Origin of the sequence: Bradyrhizobium sp. SZCCHNRI1009 (genome assembly GCF_032487575.1) — a bacterium.
Lineage (GTDB): Bacteria > Pseudomonadota > Alphaproteobacteria > Rhizobiales > Xanthobacteraceae > Bradyrhizobium.
Genome location: NZ_JAUEUL010000001.1, coordinates 65,769 through 86,925, shown reverse-complemented (window position 1 = coordinate 86,925; position 21,157 = coordinate 65,769). Strand labels below are relative to the sequence as shown.

Annotated in this window: 17 protein-coding genes; 11 read left to right on the top strand and 6 right to left on the bottom strand. The window is 66.4% G+C overall.

Annotation, left to right across the window (positions count from 1 at the left end):
* Positions 1–198: 198 nt before the first annotated feature.
* From QX010_RS00405 to QX010_RS00390, 4 genes are all read left to right on the top strand, one after another.
* Positions 199–1,698, top strand: coding sequence for a M81 family metallopeptidase (locus tag QX010_RS00405; RefSeq protein WP_316176960.1), 1,500 nt, complete (start codon positions 199–201; stop codon positions 1,696–1,698).
* Positions 1,699–1,720: 22 nt separating this feature from the next.
* Entirely contained in the window at positions 1,721–2,884 is a 1,164-nt protein-coding gene (locus QX010_RS00400; protein ID WP_316176957.1) for a M20 aminoacylase family protein, read from the top strand.
* Positions 2,885–2,949: 65 nt separating this feature from the next.
* Complete coding sequence (locus QX010_RS00395; RefSeq protein WP_316176955.1) at positions 2,950–4,386, top strand: amidase; 1,437 nt, start codon at positions 2,950–2,952, stop codon at positions 4,384–4,386.
* A 356-nt stretch (positions 4,387–4,742) separates the two neighbouring features.
* On the top strand, positions 4,743–5,633 hold the full coding sequence (locus QX010_RS00390; protein ID WP_315801093.1) for a crotonase/enoyl-CoA hydratase family protein: 891 nt from the start codon (positions 4,743–4,745) through the stop codon (positions 5,631–5,633).
* A gap of 315 nt (positions 5,634–5,948) precedes the next feature.
* On the opposite strand, the gene QX010_RS00385 is transcribed toward QX010_RS00390, so the two are convergent.
* The 3 genes from QX010_RS00385 to QX010_RS00375 all read right to left on the bottom strand — a co-directional run bounded on the left by QX010_RS00385 (position 5,949) and on the right by QX010_RS00375 (position 8,373).
* Complete coding sequence (locus QX010_RS00385; protein ID WP_316176953.1) at positions 5,949–6,926, bottom strand: NADPH:quinone oxidoreductase family protein; 978 nt, start codon at positions 6,924–6,926, stop codon at positions 5,949–5,951.
* Positions 6,926–7,534, bottom strand: a complete 609-nt coding sequence (locus QX010_RS00380; RefSeq protein ID WP_316176952.1) for a 2-hydroxychromene-2-carboxylate isomerase — start codon at positions 7,532–7,534, stop codon at positions 6,926–6,928. The genes QX010_RS00385 and QX010_RS00380 overlap by 1 nt, the downstream gene beginning before the upstream one ends.
* Before the next feature lie 131 nt (positions 7,535–7,665).
* Positions 7,666–8,373, bottom strand: a complete 708-nt coding sequence (locus QX010_RS00375; protein ID WP_316176950.1) for a glutathione binding-like protein — start codon at positions 8,371–8,373, stop codon at positions 7,666–7,668.
* Between the two features lie 139 nt (positions 8,374–8,512).
* Between QX010_RS00375 and QX010_RS00370 the strand changes: the two genes are divergently transcribed.
* Both QX010_RS00370 and QX010_RS00365 read left to right on the top strand, forming a co-directional pair.
* Positions 8,513–9,535: a methionine synthase gene (locus tag QX010_RS00370; protein ID WP_316176948.1), complete on the top strand. Its 1,023-nt coding sequence runs from the start codon at positions 8,513–8,515 to the stop codon at positions 9,533–9,535.
* A gap of 502 nt (positions 9,536–10,037) precedes the next feature.
* Complete coding sequence (locus tag QX010_RS00365; protein WP_316176946.1) at positions 10,038–13,247, top strand: autotransporter domain-containing protein; 3,210 nt, start codon at positions 10,038–10,040, stop codon at positions 13,245–13,247.
* A 51-nt stretch (positions 13,248–13,298) separates the two neighbouring features.
* On the opposite strand, the gene QX010_RS00360 is transcribed toward QX010_RS00365, so the two are convergent.
* The 3 genes from QX010_RS00360 to QX010_RS00350 form a co-directional block, all read right to left on the bottom strand.
* On the bottom strand, positions 13,299–13,916 hold the full coding sequence (locus QX010_RS00360) for a hypothetical protein (RefSeq protein ID WP_316176944.1): 618 nt from the start codon (positions 13,914–13,916) through the stop codon (positions 13,299–13,301).
* Between the two features lie 121 nt (positions 13,917–14,037).
* On the bottom strand, positions 14,038–14,559 hold the full coding sequence (gene gpt / locus QX010_RS00355; protein ID WP_315714724.1) for a xanthine phosphoribosyltransferase: 522 nt from the start codon (positions 14,557–14,559) through the stop codon (positions 14,038–14,040).
* Positions 14,560–14,597: 38 nt separating this feature from the next.
* The gene (locus QX010_RS00350; protein ID WP_316176942.1) at positions 14,598–15,335 is read right to left on the bottom strand and encodes a competence/damage-inducible protein A; all 738 of its coding nucleotides are present in this window, start codon (positions 15,333–15,335) and stop codon (positions 14,598–14,600) included.
* A 228-nt stretch (positions 15,336–15,563) separates the two neighbouring features.
* Between QX010_RS00350 and QX010_RS00345 the strand changes: the two genes are divergently transcribed.
* The 5 genes from QX010_RS00345 (at position 15,564) to QX010_RS00325 (ending at position 20,929) form a co-directional block, all read left to right on the top strand.
* Positions 15,564–16,982, top strand: coding sequence for a circularly permuted type 2 ATP-grasp protein (locus tag QX010_RS00345; protein WP_316176940.1), 1,419 nt, complete (start codon positions 15,564–15,566; stop codon positions 16,980–16,982).
* A gap of 236 nt (positions 16,983–17,218) precedes the next feature.
* A complete protein-coding gene (locus tag QX010_RS00340) occupies positions 17,219–18,163 on the top strand; it encodes an alpha-E domain-containing protein (protein ID WP_315801100.1) in 945 nt (314 codons plus the stop codon).
* A gap of 163 nt (positions 18,164–18,326) precedes the next feature.
* Entirely contained in the window at positions 18,327–19,175 is an 849-nt protein-coding gene (locus QX010_RS00335; RefSeq protein WP_315801101.1) for a transglutaminase family protein, read from the top strand.
* 205 nt (positions 19,176–19,380) lie between these two features.
* Positions 19,381–20,139: a peptidase gene (locus QX010_RS00330; RefSeq protein ID WP_315714729.1), complete on the top strand. Its 759-nt coding sequence runs from the start codon at positions 19,381–19,383 to the stop codon at positions 20,137–20,139.
* Between the two features lie 34 nt (positions 20,140–20,173).
* Complete coding sequence (locus QX010_RS00325; protein WP_315801102.1) at positions 20,174–20,929, top strand: SDR family oxidoreductase; 756 nt, start codon at positions 20,174–20,176, stop codon at positions 20,927–20,929.
* The last annotated feature ends 228 nt before the right edge of the window (positions 20,930–21,157 follow it).

The following is a 21,157-nucleotide window of genomic DNA, read 5'->3' as shown; positions in this document are numbered from 1 at the left end:
CGGCGCCAGCGACATGCGGGATCTCACGAACTGCGGCGATGAACCCGGATGTCGCTCCCGCCTTCGCCCTTCGGGCGCAGGCGTCCGCTCATCCGGGCTACGCGTTAGCGGCATGCAAAACGGCATCGCTCCATCGCTTGCGTGGGCCGCGAACCCGGGTCTAACGTCATCATACGTTCAACGGCCTGAGGCGAAGTAATGACGCGCGTCGCGATCGGCGGCTTCCTGCACGAGACCAATACATTCGCTCCGACGAAAGCGGACTACGACGCGTTCATGCATGGCGGCGGCCGCGGCTCGATCGTTGATGCGACCTCCGTGCTCACGACGATGCGCGGCATCAATGCCGGCCAGGCCGGCTTCATCGCGGTCGCGGAAGCGAACGGCTGGGAGATCGTTCCCACCATCGCCTGTGCGGCGAGCCCCTCCGCACATGTCACCCGGGATGCGTTCGAGCGCATCACGACCACGATGGTCGATCGCATCAGGGCTGCCGGGCCGCTCGACGGCGTCTATCTCGATCTGCACGGCGCGATGGTGACCGAGCATCTCGACGACGGCGAAGGCGAGATCCTCGCCCGCGTCCGCAAGGTGATCGGCCCGCACGTTCCGCTGGTCGCGAGCCTCGACCTGCACGCCAACGTCACGCCCGAGATGATGGCGCATGCGGATGCGCTGATCGCCTATCGCAAATATCCGCACACCGACATGGCCGACACCGGACGCGCGTCGGCGGAGCATCTCGCGCTGCTGCTGCGGACGAAAGAGCCGCTTGCCAAGGCGTTCCGGCAGTTGCCGTTCCTGATCCCGATCAGCTGGCAGTGCACCAACGACCAGCCGACCAAGGGCATCTACGAGAAGCTCGCGGCGCTGCAGAGCGAGGCGGTGCCGACGCTGTCCTTCGCGCCCGGCTTTCCCGCCGCCGATTTCGCCCATTGCGGCCCGAGCGTGTTCGCCTATGGCCGTACGCAGGCCGACGCGGATGCCGCGGCGGATGCGATCGCGGCGATCGTCACCGGCCACGAGGATGATTTCGACGGCCGCATCTACGCGCCCGATGACGGCGTACGCCATGCCATGACGCTGGCGAAGACGGCGACGCGCCCGATCGTGATCGCCGACACCCAGGACAATCCCGGCGCCGGCGGCGACTCCGACACCACCGGCATGCTGCGCGCGCTGGTGCGCAACCGCGCCAGCCGTGCCGCGATCGGCATGATCTACGATCCGCAGGCGGCGCTCGCCGCCCATGCAGCCGGCGAAGGGGCCACCGTGACGCTGTCGCTCGGCGGCAAGAGCGGCATTCCCGGCGATGCGCCGTTCGAGGAAAGCTTCATCGTCGAGAAGATTTCCGACGGCCGTTTCGTCGCGCCCGGCCCATTCTACGGCGGTCGCAAGATGGAGATGGGACCGTCCGCGGCACTGCGCATCGGCGACGTCAGGGTCGTGGTGGCCTCGCACAAGTCCCAGCTCGCCGACCAGGAAATGTATCGCTTCGTCGGCATCGAGCCGACCGAACAGGCCATTCTCGTCAACAAGAGCTCGGTGCATTTCCGCGCCGATTTCGAACCGATCGCCGAACATCTCCTGATCTGCGCCGCGCCCGGCGCGATGCCCGCCGATCCCTCCACCCTGCCCTGGACCAGCTTGCGTCCGGGCATCCGCCTCAAGCCGAACGGCCCGGCGTTCAAAGCATAAACCTCTCAACGGAAACGCACCCATGCCGACCATCGATCGCATCCAAGGTTACGCCGACGAGCTCACCGCCATCCGCCGCGACCTGCACGCCCATCCCGAGATCGGCTTCGAGGAGACGCGCACCTCCGGCATCGTCGCCGAGAAGCTCGCGCAATGGGGCATCGAGGTGCATCGCGGTCTCGGCGGCACCGGGGTGATCGGCGTGCTCAAGGGCAAGGGTGACAGCGGCAGGAAGATCGGCCTGCGCGCCGACATGGATGCGCTGCCGATGGAGGAGAACACCAACCTGCCGTGGCGCTCGACCATCCCCGGCCGCTTCCACGGCTGCGGCCATGACGGCCACACCACGATGCTGCTCGGCACGGCGCGCTATCTCGCCGAGACGCGCAATTTCGACGGCACCGTGCACTTCATCTTCCAGCCGGCGGAGGAAGGACTCGGCGGCGCACGCGCGATGATCAAGGACGGCCTGTTCCAGAAGTTTCCCTGCGACGAACTCTACGGCCTGCACAATGCGCCGGACCTGGAGCACGGCGAGATCGCGATCCTGCCCGGCCCTGCCATGGCCGGCGCCGACTTCTTCGACATCCGGATCTCCGGCTACGGCGCCCACGGCGCGATGCCCGAGCGCTCCAAGGACGCGGTGGTGATTGCCACCAGCGTGGCCCAGGCGATCCAGACCATCGTCAGCCGCAACGTCGAGCCGCTGCAGGCCGCCGTGGTCTCGATCACCCAGATCCATGCCGGCTCGGCCTACAACGTCATTCCCGGGGATGCCTGGCTCTGCGGCACCGTGCGCGCGTTCTCGGACCCCGTGCGTGCGCTGGTGCGCGAGCGCATGCGCGCGATCTGCGCCGGCATGGCGGCGGCGTTCAATTGCGAGATCGATGTCGACATCCGCGACACGTTCAGCGTGCTGGTGAACCAGGAGGAGCAGTCCAAGGTCGTCGAGCAGGTCGCGCGAACCGTGGTCGAGCCGTCCAAGGTGCTGACCCGCTCGACGCCGAAGATGGGCAGCGAGGATTTCGCCGACATGCTGCAGACGATTCCGGGCGCCTATTTCTGGGTCGGCCATGACGGCTCGGTGCCGGTGCACAATCCCGGCTACGTGCTCGACGACAAGATCCTGCCGATCGGCGCCAGCATGTTCGCGCGCATCATCGAAACGCGCCTGCCGGCAGCCTAGCGCGACCGACATACGTCAATGAGCGGGCGGCAGATCGAGATGAACTTCGGCGTGGGAGCACCAGCATGCACAAGCCCGTCTCGGACGACATCACCTCGCTTCACGATCTCTCCGCCGTCGACCTGATCGCCGGCTACCGCGCGCGCCAGTTCTCGCCGTCCGAGGTGATGGACGAGGTGCTGGCGCACGTGGCGGCGTGGGAGCCTGATATCAAGGCGTTGTACCTGCTCGACACCGACGCCGCGCGAGCGGCGGCGAAAGCGTCGACCGAGCGCTGGGCCAATGACGAGCCGGCCGGCGTGCTCGACGGCGTACCGGCGACGGTGAAGGACAATCTCGCCACCAAGGGCCAGCCGATGCCGCTCGGCGCAGCCAGCGTCACGCGCACGCCACTCGCCGCCGATGCGCCGCCGGTGGCCCGGCTGCGCGAGGCCGGCGCGATCATCTTTGCCAAGACGACGATGCCCGACTACGGCATGCTGTCGTCGGGCCTGTCGAGCTTCCATCCGCTGACGCGCAATCCGTGGGATCTCCGCATGAATCCCGGCGGGTCCAGCGCCGGTGCGGGTGCTGCCGCCGCGGCGGGCTACGGTCCGCTGCATGTCGGCACCGACATCGGCGGTTCGATCCGGCTGCCGGCGTCGTGGTGCGGCCTCGTCGGCCTCAAGCCGAGCTTCGGCCGCGTGCCGATCGACCCGCCCTATGTCGGCCGCGTCGCCGGCCCGATGACACGCATCGTCGACGATGCCGCGCTGATGATGAGCGTGCTGTCCAAGCCGGACAGGCGCGACGGCACCAGCCTGCCGCCCTCGGACCTGCACTGGAAGATCGCGGAGAAGCCGGTGCGCAAGCTGCGCATCGGCCTGATGCACGATCTCGGCGGCGTCGGCCAGCCGCTGGAGGAGCCGGTGCGCGCGACGACCCTGGCGGCCGCCAGAGCGTTCGAGGACGCCGGCGCCGTAATCAGCGAGGTCAAGGGCTTCCTGACGCGCGAGATGCTCGACGGTCTTGACAATTTCTGGCGCGCGCGGCTGTGGGACGATCTGGCGCGGCTGGCGCCCGAGGTGCGCGCCAAGACCCTGCCCTACATCCTGCAATGGGCCGAGCGTGGCGCCGCGCTCTCCGGCGTCGAAGTCGTCAGAGGCTTCAACGTCACGATGGCGCTACGCGCCGCCGCAGCAAGACTGTTCTGCGACTACGACTACATCATCTCGCCGGTCTCGCCCGGCGTGAAATTCCCCGCCGAGTTCGCCTCGCCGGTCAACGACCCGCAGGCGCCGTTCGAGCACATCACCTACACCGTACCGTGGAACATGTCGGAGAACCCGGCGATCTCCGTCAATGCCGGCTACGACTCCGACGGCTTCCCGATCGGCCTGCAGATCGTCGGCCGCCGCTTCGACGATGTCGGCGTGCTCGGGATGGCCAAGACGTTCGAGGGATTACGCGGCGAGCAGCGGCCATGGCCAAAGGCTCCGGCTTCACAACCATCCGCCCATTAGACGACGAGCTATCCCCACGCGTGAGCGCGGATTATCACTGCGACGTCGCCCATTGAAACAAGATGACGCTGCGTTATCAGCGAGTCTTGGGTGCAGGAATGGGCGAGTTGCCTTACGCCTTTCCATGCTGCGGAATGATTTATCGGGTCTTTGCCGCCGCGCAACGCTGAACTATTGTGGTCACGTCGCGGGTCTTAGTTTGTGTCGTCACTCCGGGGCGTGCGAAGCACGAACTCGGAATCCATACTCACGATCGTGGTTATGGATTCCGGGCTCACGCCCTTCGGGCGTGCCCCGGAATGACGGCGGGATTTTTGGCTCGCCTAACTAATAACAACAGCGGACCAGGAAACCCCATGGCCTACCAGACCATTCTCTATGACGTCGTCGACAAGATCCTCACCATCACGCTCAACCGCCCGGAGAAGCTCAACGCCTTCACCGGCACCATGATGGAGGAACTGATCGACGCCTTCGACCGCGCCGACAAGGACGACGGCGTCAGGGCGATCATCGTCACCGGGTCGGGCCGCGCGTTCTGCGCCGGTGCAGACCTTTCGTCTGGTGCCGACACCTTCGACCGCGATGCCAAGCGCGGTCCGGTGAAGCGCCATGCCGACGGTCGCGTCGACTATTCCGATCCGCAGGTGCGCGACGGCGGCGGCCAGGTGACGTTGCGGATCTTCAAGTCGCTGAAGCCGGTGATTGCCGCGGTGAACGGTCCCGCCGTCGGCATCGGCGTCACCATGCAGCTTGCGATGGACATCCGCATTGCCTCGGACGCTGCACGGTTCGGCTTCGTGTTCTCCCAGCGCGGCATCGTGCCGGAGGCGGCGTCGAGCTGGTTCCTGCCACGCATCGTCGGCATCTCGCAGGCGCTGGAATGGTGCTACACCGGCCGCGTGTTTCCGGCGCAGGAGGCGCTCGCCGGCCGCCTCGTCAGCAAGGTCGTGCCGCCGGATGATCTGCTGCCGACCGCCCGAGCGCTTGCGCGCGAGATCGCGGAGAAGACCGCGCCGGTGTCGATCGCGCTGATCCGCCAGATGATGTGGCGCATGATGGGCGCCGACGATCCGATGGAGGCGCACAAGGTCGACAGCCGCGGCATCTACGCGCGCGGCCGCTCCGACGACGTCAAGGAAGGCGTGGTGTCCTTCCTGGAGAAGCGCCCGGCGCAGTTCAAGAACACGGTGACGGCTGATATGCCGGATTATTTTCCGTGGTGGGACGAGCGGGAGTACAAGTAGTCGTCCGTCATTGCGAGGAGCAAACGGGTCCGCGCAAAGCGCGGCCCGATGACAGGCTCCACGACGAAACAATCCAGAGTCCCGTCTTAGCCCTGGATTGCTTCGCTTCGCTCGCAATGACGGCGAGCGGTGCCAACCCCACCCTCGGTGTCGTCCCGGACAAGCGCGCGGCACGGCGCGCGCCGATCCGGGACCCATAACCACAGGGCGCTGTTTGGCGAAGAACGACGTTCAGGGTGTCACAAGAGAGATCACGCGGTATGGGTCCCGGCTCAAGGCCGGGACGACACCGGTGGTTTGGCGCCGCTGTGTGCCTCAGTCCATCACCAGCGCGACCCGACCGATCGCCTTGCGATCGATCAGCAGCCGCATCGCCGCGGCGTAGTCCGCGAACGGCACGCGATGGGAGACGTTCGGCCGCAGCTTGCCCTGCTCAGCGAACTCCAGCAGCGCCGCCATGCGGCGCTGGCCCAGCTCGGGATCCTTCCGCACCGCCTCGCCGGCACGGACGCCGAGCACGCTGGCGCCCTTCATCAGGATCAGATTGGTGCGTGCGAGCCCGATGCCGCCGGTGAAGCCGATCACCAGCAGCCGCGCGCCCCAGGCGATGCAGCGCACGCTGTTCTCGAACACCTCGCCGCCGACGGGATCGAACACGACGTCGACGCCGCGGCCATCGGTGATGCGCTTGACGGCATCACGGAACGGCCCCCGTGAATACAGGATGAGATGATCGGCGCCGCGCGCGCGGGCCACCGCGAGCTTCTCCTCCGACGACGCTGCGGCGATCACCGTCGCGCCCAGCAGCTTGCCGATCTCGACGGCGGCGAGGCCGACGCCGCCGCCAGCGCCGTGCACCAGCAGCGTCTCGCCGGGCTTGAGCTGGCCGCGATCGACCAGGGCGTGATGCGCGGTGCCGTGGCCGGCGAGATAGGTCGCGCCTTCCGCGTAGTCGAAAGTCGACGGCAGCGGCGTGAGCTGGCTCTCCGCCACCACCGCCTCCTCGGCATAGGCGCCGAAGCGCATCCGGACGATGACCTTGTCGCCGACGGCACGGCCGGTCACGGCCGCGCCGGTCGCGATGACGTCGCCCGCCGCCTCCACGCCGGGCGTGAACGGCAGCTCCGGCTTGAGCTGATACTCGCCCGCCGCCATCAGGATGTCGGGGAAATTGATGCCGGCGGCGCGGATCTTCACCCGCACCTCGCCGTCAGCCAGCCCACGAGCCGGCAGGCTTTCCAGCCTCAGCTTCTCCGGCGGCCCGAGCTCGCGGCAGACGATCGCCCGCGGCATCAGCTGGCGCGCCCCTTCGCCCTCGCCAGCGCTTCACGGATCAGCGGCAGGCGGTCGTTGCCGAAATACATGTCGTTGACATCGACGAAGATGGTCGGCGAGCCGAAGCCGCCGCGCTTGACGACCTCCTCGGTGTTGATGCGCAGCTGGTCCTTGATGCCCTGCTGCGCGATCCCATCGAAGAACGCCTTCGGATCGATGCCGACGCGCCGGCACACCTCGGTCAGCACCGCATCCTGCGAGATGTCTTGGTCCTCGCCCCAATAGATCTCGAACACGGCCCGCGCGAACGGCACCATGTCCTGGCCGAGCCAGATGCAGCCGCGCATCGCCTTGACGCTGTTCACAGGGAACACCGATGGCGGCATCTTGATCTTGAGCCCGGCCGAGCGGGACCAATCGCCGAGGTCCTTCAGCATGTAGGCCGCCTTGGCCGGCACCGGCTTCTCGCGCTGCGCATAGACGCTGGGATTGACGGTGTTGAAGATGCCGCCGACCAGGATCGGCCGCCAGACGATGTCGACGTCGAATTCCTGCGCGAGCGGCTGGATGTTGTGGAAGGCGAGATAGGTCCAGGGGCTGGAGCAGTCGAAGAAGAATTCGATCATGGATGATTTCCGTTCTGGCTGTTTTTCCTCATCCTGAGGAGCGCGCACTGCGCGCATCTCGAAGGATGAGGCCCGCGTCGTGGCCTCATGGTTCGAGACGCGCCTGCGGCGCTCCTCACCATGAGGGTTTCTTATGAACCTCGTTCGATCATCTCTTTCGCCCGCGCGCCGAACATCACATGACGCGACTGCTCGTCGAACGGCTCCTTGACGAACTTGCCGATCGCCAGCCCCGCCTGCAGCTTCGGCCGCGCGCGCAACACCGCGTACCAGCGCTTGATGCCGGGATAGTCGTCGAGCGTAAACCCCTGGGCCTTGTGCGTCATCATCCACGGAAAGCAGGCGATGTCGGCGATCGAATAGTCGTCGCCGGCGACGTAGGCGCCGGTCTTGCCGAGCTGCACGTCGAGCACGTGGAACAGCCGTGCGACCTCATCACGATAGCGCTGGATCGCATAAGGGATCTTCTCGGCCGCATACAGCGCGAAATGCCCATGCTGCCCCATCATCGGCCCCAGCCCGGCCATCTGCCACATCACCCATTGGATGACACGCGAGCGCGCCCGCATCTCCTGCGGCAGGAAACGGCCGGTCTTGTCGGCAAGATAGATCAGGATCGCGCCGGTCTCGAACACCGGGAACGGCGCGCCGCCATCGGCCGGCGCGTGATCGACGATCGCGGGAATCCGGTTGTTGGGGCTGATCGCCAGGAACTCCGGCTTGAACTGGTCGCCGGCGCGGATGTCGACGGGAATGACGGTATAAGGCAGCCCGAGTTCCTCGAGCGTGATCGAGATCTTCCAGCCGTTCGGCGTCGGCGCGTAGTGGAGATCGATCATCCTTCCCCGATTCCTTCCCCGGACCATTATGCCGCGCTGCGGAACACGCGAGGCGGCTTCGTTCTTCTGTACCTGAAGGGTAAGCCATGGCAGACAGGCGCTCAAGCCTGACCGCCCCCCTATGCCGGAGAGTTCGACCATGCTGTTTCCATCGACCATCGCAGGCTCGCTGCCGAAGCCGGAATGGCTGGCCGAGCCCAACGTGCTGTGGGCGCCGTGGAAGTCGAAGGGCGACGAGCTGGCGCGCGCCAAGCGTGATGCCACCATCCTGGCGCTGAAGCTGCAGGAGGATTCCGGGATCGACATTCTCACCGAGGGCGAGCAGTCGCGGCAGCATTTCGTGCACGGATTCCTGGAACGTGTCGAAGGCATCGACTTCGCCCACAAGGTCGAGATGGGCATCCGCAAGGACCGCTACAAGGCGATGGTGCCGCAGGTGGTGGCGCCGCTCTCGCTGAAGGGCCGCGTCCATGGCGACGAGGCGCGGATCGCACGCACGCACACGACGCGTGCCGTGAAGTTCACCCTGCCCGGCCCGATGACCATCATCGACACCATCGCCGACAGCTACTATGGCGACCGCGTCAAGATGGCGTTCGCCTTCGCCGAGTTGCTGAACCAGGAGGCCAAGGCGCTGCACGACGACGGCATCGACATGATCCAGTTCGACGAGCCCGCCTTCAACGTCTACATGGACGAGGTGCGCGACTGGGGCATCAAGGCGCTGGAGCGCGCCGCCGAAGGCCTGACCTGCCCGACCGCCGTGCACATCTGCTACGGCTACGGCATCAAGGCCAACACCGACTGGAAGGAGACGCTGGGCGGCGAGTGGCGGCAGTATGAGGAGACCTTCCCGGTCATCGACGCCAGCAGCATCCAGCAGGTCGCGGTCGAGTGCCGCAATTCGAAGGTGCCGATCGAGCTGCTCGGCCTGCTCAAGAACAAGATCGTGCAGGCCGGCGTCATCGACGTCGCCAGCGACGCGATCGAGACCGCCGAGGACGTCTGCAAGACGCTCGAGGACGTCATGAAGGTGGTGCCGAAGGAGAACATCATCGCCACGACGAACTGCGGCATGGCGCCGATGCGGCGCGAGATCGCCGAGGCCAAGCTGATGGCGCTCGGCACCGGCGCAAAGCTGGCTCGGCAAAGGTTTGCCTGACTCAGAGGTCAGGTCAGACACGAGGCAAGGGCGTCGACGGCTCGCCGCCCCCCGAGGCATCGCGCTCGGGGCCCTGGCTCAATCGCGATCGCGCCGGGAGGCGATACGCACACGGTCCTGGAATCAAAGTAAGAGCGCATCCGAGGTGAGCACGGTCTCACCACGCGCGATTCGCCGCAACAGCACGGCCGCGCCTGTGCCGCCCCTGCACGACCGCCGCGATGGCCACGTCAGCCTTTCATATGCACTGCTCTGTGTTTTGCGGCAGATCGCAGCGATCATCGATCACGGTCGCCGGATGGAAAAAATCTATCCTTGGTAGCAAAATACCAGATGCACAACATTCCCGACGCTGTGTGTCTTTGCTGCGCTTGACAGTATGTGTCCTAACATTTCATTTCTTGGCCACAAGTGTGGCGTGAATTTTTTGCTGCTTAATCCAGTTCGTATCTGACCTCCGCCTTCATTATTGGGGAATGCAATGGCTTGCCTTGCGAGAACGATGTTTGCTGCGCCGAAGTCGCGGCGCTGGCTGACCGTCTCGGTTCTTCTTGCGGGCACCATGTTGAGCACCCAGGCCCTGGCGATCGACGTCGCCAACCAGACCGACTGGAATACGGCGGTGGCAGCGGTCGCGGCCGCCGGCGCCAACTCGACCGTCACCATCAACATCACCAGCGGCTTCACGCTGTCGAGCTCGCTTGCGCAACTGCAGGCCGCCAACAGCAACGTCACGGTGAACATCACCGGCAACGGCCAGACGATCAACGGCGCCTCCTCGTTTCAGGGCATCGTCGTCAACGGTGCCAACGCGCCGACCGTGAACATCTCCAGCCTGGCGATCACCAACACGGCCGCGATCGGCGGCAACGGCCAGAACGGCCAGAACGGCTATTATAGCGGCGGCCTGGCCTATGGCTCCGGCGGCGGCGGCGGTGGCGGTCTCGGTGCCGGCGGCGGCCTGCTGGTCGGCAGCGGCGCCAACGTCACGATCGCCGCGGTAACCTTCACCAGCAACAGCGCCACCGGCGGCAGTGGCGGCAACGGCGGCAGCGCACAGAACGCGGCAGCCGACCCGGTGAACGGCGGCAATGGCGGCGCGGGCGGCGCCGCGAACAACGGCGGCGCCAGCGGCGGCGGCGGTGCGGGCGGCACCGGCGGACATACCGGCACGCAAGGCACGGCCGGCACCGCGGGCGCCGCGCTCGGCGACGGCGGCGGTGGCGGCGGCGGCTCAGGCACCACCAACAGCAACACCTACACCAACAACAATCCGGGCGGCACCGGCAACGCCAATGGCGGCAACGGCGGCACCGGCGGCGACGGCGCGACGAATGCCAGCGGCTCGGGCGGGCCCGGGCCCGGCTCCGACGGCGGCGCCGGCGGCAATGGCGGCGCAGCCAATGGCGGCGCCATCTATGTCGCCACCGGCGGCACGCTGACGATTCTCGACTCGCCGATTTCGGGCAACACCGTCACCGGTGGCGCCGCCGGCACCCCCGGCATCGGCATCGGGCCAAGCGCCATCAACGGGTTTTCGGCGGCGGCCGGCGCAGCGCAGGGCGCCGGCATCTTCCTGAGCGGCGTGACGGCCAATATCAGCGTGTCCGGTGGCGCCGTGACCTACGGCGACTCCATCGGCGGCACCGGACTGACGACCGGCGGCGTCAACACGGCGATCAACAAGACCGGCATCGGCACGTTGGTGCTGTCGGCGACCAATACGTTCACCGGCAACGTCAACATCAACGCCGGCACGCTCTCGGTCGGCGCCACCGCCAATCTCGGCAACGTCGCCAACGACGTGATCATTTCCAACGGCGGCACATTGGCGGTCACCGGCACGACGACGTTCGCCAACGGCCGCGACTTCAAGATTGCCGGGCTGTCGACGATCGACATAGCCAGCGCGACCACGACCACGTTGCAAGGCATCGTCGGCGACGGCGCCTCCGCCGGCACCCTGGTGAAGGCGGGCGGCGGCATCCTGCTTCTCTCGGGCACCAACACCTACACCGGCGCGACCAATGTCGACGCCGGTACGCTGCGCGCGGGTTCGGCCGGCGCGTTCGGTGCCAGCACGGTCTTCAGCGTGCTGTCCGGCGCCACGCTGGATCTCAACGGCTTCAACAAGACGTTCGGCACGCTGAGCGGAGATGGCACCGTCACCGGCGCCAACGCGACGATCTCAGGTTCGTTCGCGCCAGGCAACGGCACGCCGGCGTCCTCCATGGCTGTCGTCGGCAACCTCGCCTTCCAGTCGGGCGCGCAATACCTGGTGCAGGTGAATCCGACCACGGCGTCGTTCGCCACCGTCACCGGCACTGCGACGCTCGGGGGCGCCGCCGTCACCGCAACCTTCGCAAACGGCAGCTACATCTCCAAGCAATACACCATTCTCACCGCCACCGGCGGCGTCAGCGGCACGTTCAGCGGCATCACCAACACCAACCTCCCAGCCGGGTTCACCTCGACGTTGAGCTATGGCAGCAACGATGTCTTCCTCAACCTCTCGATGGGCACGTCGTCGGCGAGCATCAACCAGCAGAACGTCAGCAACGCGCTCAGCAACTACTTCAACACGAACGGCAGCATTCCCGTCGTCTTCACCGGCTTGACGCCAGCGGGGCTGACGCAGATCTCGGGCGAGACCGCGACCGGCTCGCAGCAGACGACGTTCAATGCGATGACGCAGTTCATGGGCGTCATGACGGATCCGTTCGTCGGCGGCCGCGGCGACCAGGGCTCTGCGCCCAGCGGCGCGATCGGCTACGCGGAGGAGACGCTCGCTTTTGCGTCCAAGCGCAATCCGAACGACGCGCTGGCCGCGATCTACACCAAGGCGCCGGCCGCGCCCGTGGCCAGGCCGGGCTGGAGCGTGTGGGCAGCCGGCTTCGGCGGCTCGCAGACCACCGATGGCAACACCGCGCTCGGGTCCAACAATACCACCAGCAACATCTACGGCACGGCCGTCGGCGCCGACTACCGCTTCTCGCCGTCCACGATCGCCGGGTTCTCGATGGCCGGCGGCGGCACCACGTTCAGCGTCGCCAATGGCGGCAGCGGCCGGTCCGACCTGTTCCAGGCCGGCGCCTTCGTCAGGCACAATATCGGCGCAGGCTATATCTCGGGGGCACTGGCTTATGGCTGGCAGAACATCACCACCAACCGCACCGTGACCGTGGCCGGCGTCGACCAGCTGCGCGCCAATTTCGACGCCAACACCTTTGCCGGCCGGGTCGAAGGCGGCTATCGCTTCGTGTCGCCCTGGATGGGGTTCGGGATCACGCCTTACGCCGCAGCGCAGTTCACGACGTTCAGCCTGCCGGGCTACGCGGAGAATGCGGTCTCCGGCGCCAACACGTTCGCGCTGCGCTTTGGATCGCAGAACGTCACCGATACGCGGTCGGAGCTGGGCCTGCGCACCGACAAGGCCTATGCGCTGGCCGATGGCGTTTTCACGCTGCGCAGCCGCTTCGCCTGGGCCTATGACTTCAACCCCAGCCGGTCGGCTGGGGCCACGTTCCAGACCCTTCCGGGCGCATCCTTCGTCGTCAACGGCGCGCGGCAGGCGCAGAATTCAGCGCTGACCACGGTCTCCGCTGAAATGAAGTGGCGGAATGGCTGGTCGGCCGCCGCGAGCTTCGAGGGCGAGTTCTCGGATGTGACCCGCAGCTACGCCGGCAAGGGCATCGTGCGCTACGCGTGGTGACGCGCGGAGCTCCGCGCGGCACATCCGTACGGCGCCCCGATCACCCGACGGTCAGGTCATCGCGCTCGGATGCAGCACCGGCGCGTAGCCCGCCTTGATCGCGCGCAGCGTCGAGGGCGGGGTCAGCAGCAACGCGTCGGTGATCCCTGCGCGTGGCGCGTCATAGCCCGCCGCCGACCAGGGCAGCGCCCTGCCTTTTCGGATCAGAAAGCTCTCCTCGCCTGCCTGCACCATGGCCCCGTCAGGCAAGGCGGCGAGCGGCGTCGGCAGCGGATGCAGGCGCTTGCGACCGCGATCGAGGCGCTCGCGATGGAGCACGCGATCAATCTCGGAGATGCGCAGAGCCTCGACGCCGTTGCCCTCCTCCCACGCCGCACGAAACCTCTTGGCGTCGTCGCGGCGGCAGTAGAAGCAGGGGCGATGACCGGCGGCGAAGGCGGTCGCCTCGTCGAGGAAGAACAGCTCGGTCCAGCTTTGCGTTGCCATCACCTCGCGGCGGCGGACGCGGAAGTCGCACCGGCAGACCAGCCAGGCGGGGCTCGACCAGCGCTTCCGCAACAGCGTCTTCGTCGCGGGATCATGGATGATGCCGCGATTGCCGGTGAACAGCCCGCGCTGCGGCGTCGCGACGATGTCGCCCAGCGGGGTCACACGGTTCTGCAGCGGCATGGCGAGCCTTCAGCTGGCGAATGGCGTTGAAGGGCGAATGGCGAGTAGGGAGTAGCGAATAGCGAACGCCTCGCCCACCCGAATCCCCTATTCGCTACTCCCTATTCGCCACTCGCCGAGCTCACGCCGCCCCGTCGCGCAGCGGCGGCGCGAACGACAGCGCGGTGTCCCAGGGGAAGAAGATCCAGGTGTCCTGCGACACCTCGGTGATGAAGGTGTCGACCAGCGGCCGACCCTTCGGCTTGGCATAGACGGTGGCGAAATGCGCGTCGGGGAGGATCTCGCGGACCATGCGTCCGGTCTTGCCGGTGTCGACGAGATCGTCGACGATCAGGAGCCCCTTGCCGGTACCGCCGCCGAGTTGCGCCGTGTCAGCCGAGATGCCCTTCAGGACCTGCAGCTCGCCCTGCTTGGTGTGGTCATAGCTCGCGATGCAGATCGTATCGATGACGCGCACGCCAAGCTCGCGCGCCACGATCGCCGCCGGCACCAGTCCGCCGCGGGTGATGGCCACCACGGCATGAAACGGCCCGATCTCGTTCAGCCGCCAAGTCAGCGCCCGGCAATCCCTGTGAAACTGGTCCCAGGACACCGGGAAGGCCCGGCCCGCGCGCTCCTCTGCACTCAAAGTCTTGTCTGGCATCTCATCTCGTCCGTGAGTTCTCGACAGCTGAACCTGCTTTAGCGCGTCACGTTGAGCCCGGCGAGCATCTCCTTCACGGCCGCCATCGCGGCCGACAGCTTGTCCTGGTCGCGCGAGCGCACGACGAGATGCGTGTTCGGCTTCTGGTCCTCGTCGATGAAGGGATAGCTGCCGATGATGGTGTCCGGGTGCGCCTTGGCGATCTCGCGGAGGGGACCGCCGATGTCGCCCTCGCGGGCATTGGCGCGGACGGTCTCCGACAGCATGCGCACGCCGGACTTCAGCTTCGGCGCGACGATGTCCATCATCGCCTGCATGATCGACGGCACGCCGGCCATGACGATGACGTTGCCGAGCTTGAAGCCGGGCGCCAGGATGGTGGCGCTCTGGATCAGCTCGGCGCCATCGGGGATGCGCGCCATGCGCAACCGGGCCTCGTTGAGCTCCTGCTCGCTCCAGCGCTCGCGGAAGCGCGCCACGACCTCGGGATGGTGGTCGATGCCGACGCCGAACGCCTTGGCGATCGCATCCGCGGTGATGTCGTCATGGGTCGGGCCGATGCCCCCGGTGGTGAACACATAGGTGTAGCGATGCCGCAGCGCATCGAGCGCGGCGACGATGTCCGGCTCGTCGTCGGAGACCACCCGGACCTCCTTGAGGTCGATGCCCAGATTGGTGAGGTATTCGGCGATGAAGCCGATGTTCTTGTCCTTGGTCCGGCCGGACAGGATCTCGTCGCCGATGACCAGCAACCCCGCGGTGACGATCTCGCTCATGGTTTCTCCTCGCATCTGCCGTCTCTTTTGGCCCGCCACGGCGCCAATGTCATCCGGAACGTCGCAGTCTATGCCGCGGATTTGAGCACCACGCAGCCGGTTTTTCGGGCACGGCTTTCGCAACCCCCACGAAATGCCGCAGGAGAATGCATATCGCGCTGGCCCGCCCCTTGCTACCATCCCAAGGAGTCATGCAGTGTATGGCGAGGCTGGGACACACGGGCATCTATGGCAGTTGCGTTCGACGAAATGAACGAGCCGGGCGGCGACGTCCGTCAGGCTTATCAGGAGCTGTCGCGGTGGCTGAAGGAAACGCCGCCGGAGGCGCTGGAGTATCGCCGCCACGAGGCGGAGCTGCTGTTCCGGCGAATCGGCATCACCTTCGCGGTCTATGGCGAGGCGGAGGCGCAGGAGCGGCTGATCCCGTTCGACGTCATCCCGCGCATCCTCTCGGGCAAGGAATGGACCCTGCTGGAGAAGGGTCTGAAGCAGCGCGTCAAGGCGCTGAACATGTTCCTGCGCGACATCTATCACGGCCGCGACATCCTCCGCGCCAACGTCGTGCCGGATGACCTGATCTTCCAGAACCCGGTGTTCCGCCCGGAGATGAACGGCCAGGACGTGCCGCACGACGTCTACGTCCACATCGCCGGGATCGACATCGTCCGCGTCGACGCCAACGACTTCATCGTGCTCGAGGACAATGCGCGCACGCCGTCGGGCGTGTCCTACATGCTGGAAAACCGCGAGATCATGATGCGGCTGTTTCCGGACCTGTTCGCGCGCCACCGCGTCGCGCCGGTCGAGCGCTATCCGGACGAATTGCTGTCGTGCTTGCGCTCGGTCGCGCCGCTCAGCGCCTCGGCCGAGCCGACCGTGGCGCTGATGACGCCCGGCATCTACAATTCCGCCTATTACGAGCACTCGTTCCTGGCCGACAAGCTCGGCATCGAGCTGGTCGAGGGCCGCGACCTCATCGTCAAGAACGACGAGGTGTTCATGCGCACGACCGAAGGCCTGAAGCGGGTCGACGTGATCTACCGCCGCGTCGACGACGACTTCCTCGATCCCCTCACCTTCCGTCCCGATTCGGCGCTCGGCGTGCCCGGCCTGATGTCGGCCTACATGGCCGGTAACGTCACGCTCGCCAACGCCGTCGGCACCGGCATCGCCGACGACAAGGCGATCTATTCCTACATGCCCGACGTCGTGAAGTTCTATCTCGGCGAGGAGCCGATCCTGAAGAACGTGCAGACCTGGCGCTGCCGCGAGCCGGCCGATCTGTCCTACGTGCTCGACCATCTCGGCGAGCTCGTCGTCAAGGAGGTGCACGGCTCCGGCGGCTACGGCATGCTGATCGGCCCGGCCGCCACCAAGGCGACCATCGAGGCGTTCCGCGACAAGCTGAAGCGCGAGCCGGAGGGTTTTATCGCCCAGCCGACACTCGCGCTGTCGACCTGCCCGACCTGCGTCGCGTCCGGCCTGGCGCCACGCCATGTCGATCTCAGGCCGTTCGTGCTGACGGGACGCGACCGCACCACCATCGTGCCCGGCGGCCTCACCCGCGTGGCGCTGAAGGAGGGATCGCTGGTGGTGAATTCCAGCCAGGGCGGCGGCACCAAGGACACATGGGTGCTGGATGAGTAAGAGTTGGTTTGCACAGGGTTCTGAGCTTGCTCGCTGCAACCTCTCCCCGCCTGCGGGGGCGCGACGAGCTTCGCTCGCGCTGAGAGGTCGGATTGCATCGAAAGATGAAATCCGGGTGAGGGGGTACAGGTCCATCAACTCGCACCACCCGTGCGGCTGCCCCTCACCCCAGCCCTCTCCCCGTGAAGAACGGGGAGAGGGAGCGCACCGTCTCCTCCGCACCTCATAGATTGCCCATGCTGTCGCGCACCGCCGAAAACCTGTACTGGCTGGCCCGCTACGTCGAGCGCGCCGAGTACCTTGCCCGCACCATCGACGCCACCCTGCGCGTCACGGCGCTTCCCGCGGCCTATATCGGCAAGACCAATGAATGGGAATCGGCGCTGATGACCGCCGGCGTCAATGTCAGCTTCTACGAGCACTACTCCGAGGCCAACGAGCAGAACGTCGTCGAATATCTCTCGTTCAACCAGTCGAACCCGTCCTCGATCAAGAACTGCATCGAGGCCGCCCGTCTCAACGCCCGCTCGGTGCGAACCGCGTTGACGTCGGAGATGTGGGACACCCTCAACGGATCCTGGATCGAGCTGCAGGAAGTCTGGAGCAAGGGCGCCAAGACGCGCGAGGAGCTGGCGCGCTTCCTGCGCTTCGTGCAGGAGACCTCGCTGCGCTTCGACGGCTCGGCCTACCGGACCATGCTGCGCAACGACGCCTACTGGTTCTCGCGGCTCGGCCTGCATCTCGAGCGCGCCGACAACACCGCCCGCATCCTCGACGTCAAATATCACGTGCTGCTGCCCGAGGAGGAGCACGTCGGCGGCCCGCTGGACTACTATCAGTGGACCTCGATCCTGCGCTCGGTGTCGGCGCTCACGGCCTATCACTGGGTCTATCGCGAGACGCTGAAGCCCTGGCTGATCGCGGACCTCCTGATCCTCAACGACACGCTGCCGCGCTCGCTGGCGAGCTGCTACGGCAACCTCGTCCGCAATCTCGACCAGATCGGCGTCGCCTATGGCCGCCAGGGGGCGGCGCAGCGCCATGCCCGCGGCGTCCGCAACCGGCTCGACCACTCCAACATGGACGACATCTTCCAGCATGGCGTGCACGAGTTCATCCAGGAGTTCATCGCCGACAATTCGCGGCTCGGAGAGATCATCACCAAGCAGTACCTGATCTGAGCGCAGTGGAGACAGCGATCGCGGCCCGCTGGACTGTGTCTGCGAGACCACGTCCGGCACCCGGCGCCCTGCCCTCCGCCCGAGGGATCCTCCTCCCCCCTTTCAGGGAGAGGTGAAACGAGCTACCGCGGACAGCACATCTGACGAAGACTGGTCGACCGCCATGCGCCTGCGTATCTCCCATTCCACCACCTACCGCTACGAGCCGGCGGCGACTGGCGTCATCCAGATCATCCGCATGACGCCCGGCAGCAATGACGGCCAATATGTGGCGGAGTGGCAGATCGACGTGTCGACCGATTCCCGCCTCGACATGCATGAGGACGCATTCGGCAACGTCACCCATGTGATCACGCACGGCGCGCTCGAGGATCTCACAATCACGGCCGAGGGTCTGGTCGAGACCCACGACACCGGCGGCGTGCTGAAGGGAGCGGACGAGCGCTTCCCGCCCAGCTTCTTCCTCCGGCAGACGCCGCTTACGGCCGCCAATGCCGCCATGGCCGCAGTCGTGCGCGATCTGCGCGCGGAGTCCGAGAGCGACGTGCTCGGTCTTCTGCACACGCTGATGACGCAGGTCTACGAGCACATGACCTTCGACGAGGATCCGACCCACAGCGGCACCTCGGCGGCGGAAGCCTTCGGGCTGAAGCGCGGTGTCTGCCAGGACTATGCGCACATCTTCATTGCCTGCGCGCGCGCCGCCGGCATCCCCGCGCGTTTCGTGTCCGGCCACTTCCTGCGCTCCGATGGTGCGGTGCACCAGGAGGCCGGCCATGCCTGGGCGGAAGCCTATGTGCCGGATCTGGGCTGGGTCGGCTTCGACGCCGCCAACTGCATCTGCACCACCGACGCCCATGTCCGGGTCGCGATCGGGCTCGATTATCTCGGCGCGGCGCCGGTGCGCGGCACCCGCTATGGCGGCGGCACCGAGACGCTCACCGTCAAGGTGAAGGTCGAGCAGGTCGGCCGCGGCGGCCAGTCGCAATCGCAGTCGCAGCGCCAGTCCTGAATTCCGGAACGCGCGCCCGTAGCCCCGTAGCCCGCATGAGCGAAGCGACATGCGGGTTCTCCGAGAAAGCGCGTGAGATCCCGGATATCGCTCCCACCAGCGCCCTACGGGCGCCGGCTGCCGCTCATCCGGGCTACAGCACTGCGGGGTTGGAGGGACCGTCGATTTTCGCTAGTAATTCGCGCAATGGCTCGAGGGGACTGAGATGACCTATTGCTGCGGAATTCTGGTGCGTGACGGCCTCGTCATGATCGCGGACACCCGAACCAATGCCGGTCTCGACAACGTCTCGACCTTCCGCAAGCTGCACATCTTCTCCAATCCGGGCGAGCGCATCGTGGCGGTCGCCAGCGCCGGCAATCTCGCCATCAGCCAGTCCGTGCTGTCGACCTTGACCGAAGGAATGGAAGACCCCGACACCGGCGAGGTGGAGACGCTGATGAACGCGCCGACCATGTTCCAGGCGGCGCAGCGGATCGGCAAGGCGATCCGCATGGTGCACGCCACCGAAGGGCCGGCGCTGAAGGCCGAGGATATCTCGTTCGACGTCTCGTTCCTGTTCGGCGGCCAGATCAAGGGCTCGCGGATGCGGCTGTTCATGGTCTACACCGCCGGCAACTTCATCGAATGCACCACCGACACGCCCTATCTGCAGATCGGCGAGCACAAATACGGCAAGCCGGTGCTCGACCGCGCCATGCACTACGACGTCGAGCTCTACGAGGCGCTGAAGACGGGCCTGATCTCGATGGACTCGACGATGCGCTCGAATCTCGGCGTCGGCCTGCCGATCGACGTCCTGGTGGTGCGCGCGGAGGCCTGCGAGGCCGACCTCAATCATCGCATCGAGGCCGGCGAGCCCTATTTCCACGATCTCCGCTCGCGCTGGTCGGCGGCCCTGCGCGCGGCGCATAACAACATCCCGCGGCCGCCCTATAAGACTCAGAGCGAGTCAAAACACTGAAACTGCAAAACGCTTGAATTGAAGGTGAGGAAACATGGCTGAAGCGGCAAAGAAGATCGCGCTGGTGACGGGCGCAGGCACAGGGGTCGGCCGCGCCGCATCGCTGGCGTTGATGAACTCCGGCTTCACCGTGGTGCTGGCAGGGCGCCGCAAGGAGATGCTGGAGGAAACCGCCAAGCTCGGTCCGTCCGGCATGAGCCTCGCCGTGCCGGCTGACATGACGGACCCCGCCTCGATCGCGGCGCTGTTCGATACCGTGAAGTCGACCTACGGCCGGCTCGACGTGCTGTTCAACAATGCCGGCATGGGCGCGCCGCCGGTGCCGCTCGAAGACCTGACGCTGCAGCAATGGCAGCAGGTGGTGGCCACCAATCTCACCGCGCCGTTCCTGTGCACGCAGCACGCGTTCCGCATCATGAAGGGCCAGTCGCCACGCGGCGGCCGCATCATCAACAACGGCTCGATCTCGGCGCATGCGCCACGTCCGTTCTCGTCGCCCTACACCTCGACCAAGCATGCGATCACGGGCCTGACCAAGGCCTCGAATCTCGACGGCCGCGCCTATGACATCGCGGTCGGCCAGGTCGACATCGGCAATGCCGAGACGCCGATGACCGAGCGCATGGTCGGCGGCGTGCTGCAGCCCGACGGCCGCATGATGCCGGAGCCGCGGATGGACGTGAAGGCCGTCGGCGACGCCGTCGCCTACATGGCCGGCCTGCCGCTCGACGCCAACGTCCTGTTCATCACGGTGATGGCGACGAAGATGCCGTTCGTCGGACGCGGCTGATCGCCGTTTCCGATCACGGCCCCCGCTCTCTCCTCACGTCATTCCGGGGCGCGCGAAGCGCGAGCCCGGAATCCATAGCCACGAGCGGTTATTTGGTGCGAGATGGATGTGGCGCTCTTCTCCGCCACACGACGTGTCGCGATTATGGATTCCGGGCTCATCGCTGCGCGATGCCCCGGAATGACGGAGAAACCGTCGTCACAACCCGTTCTCTCCCCCGACGCGAGC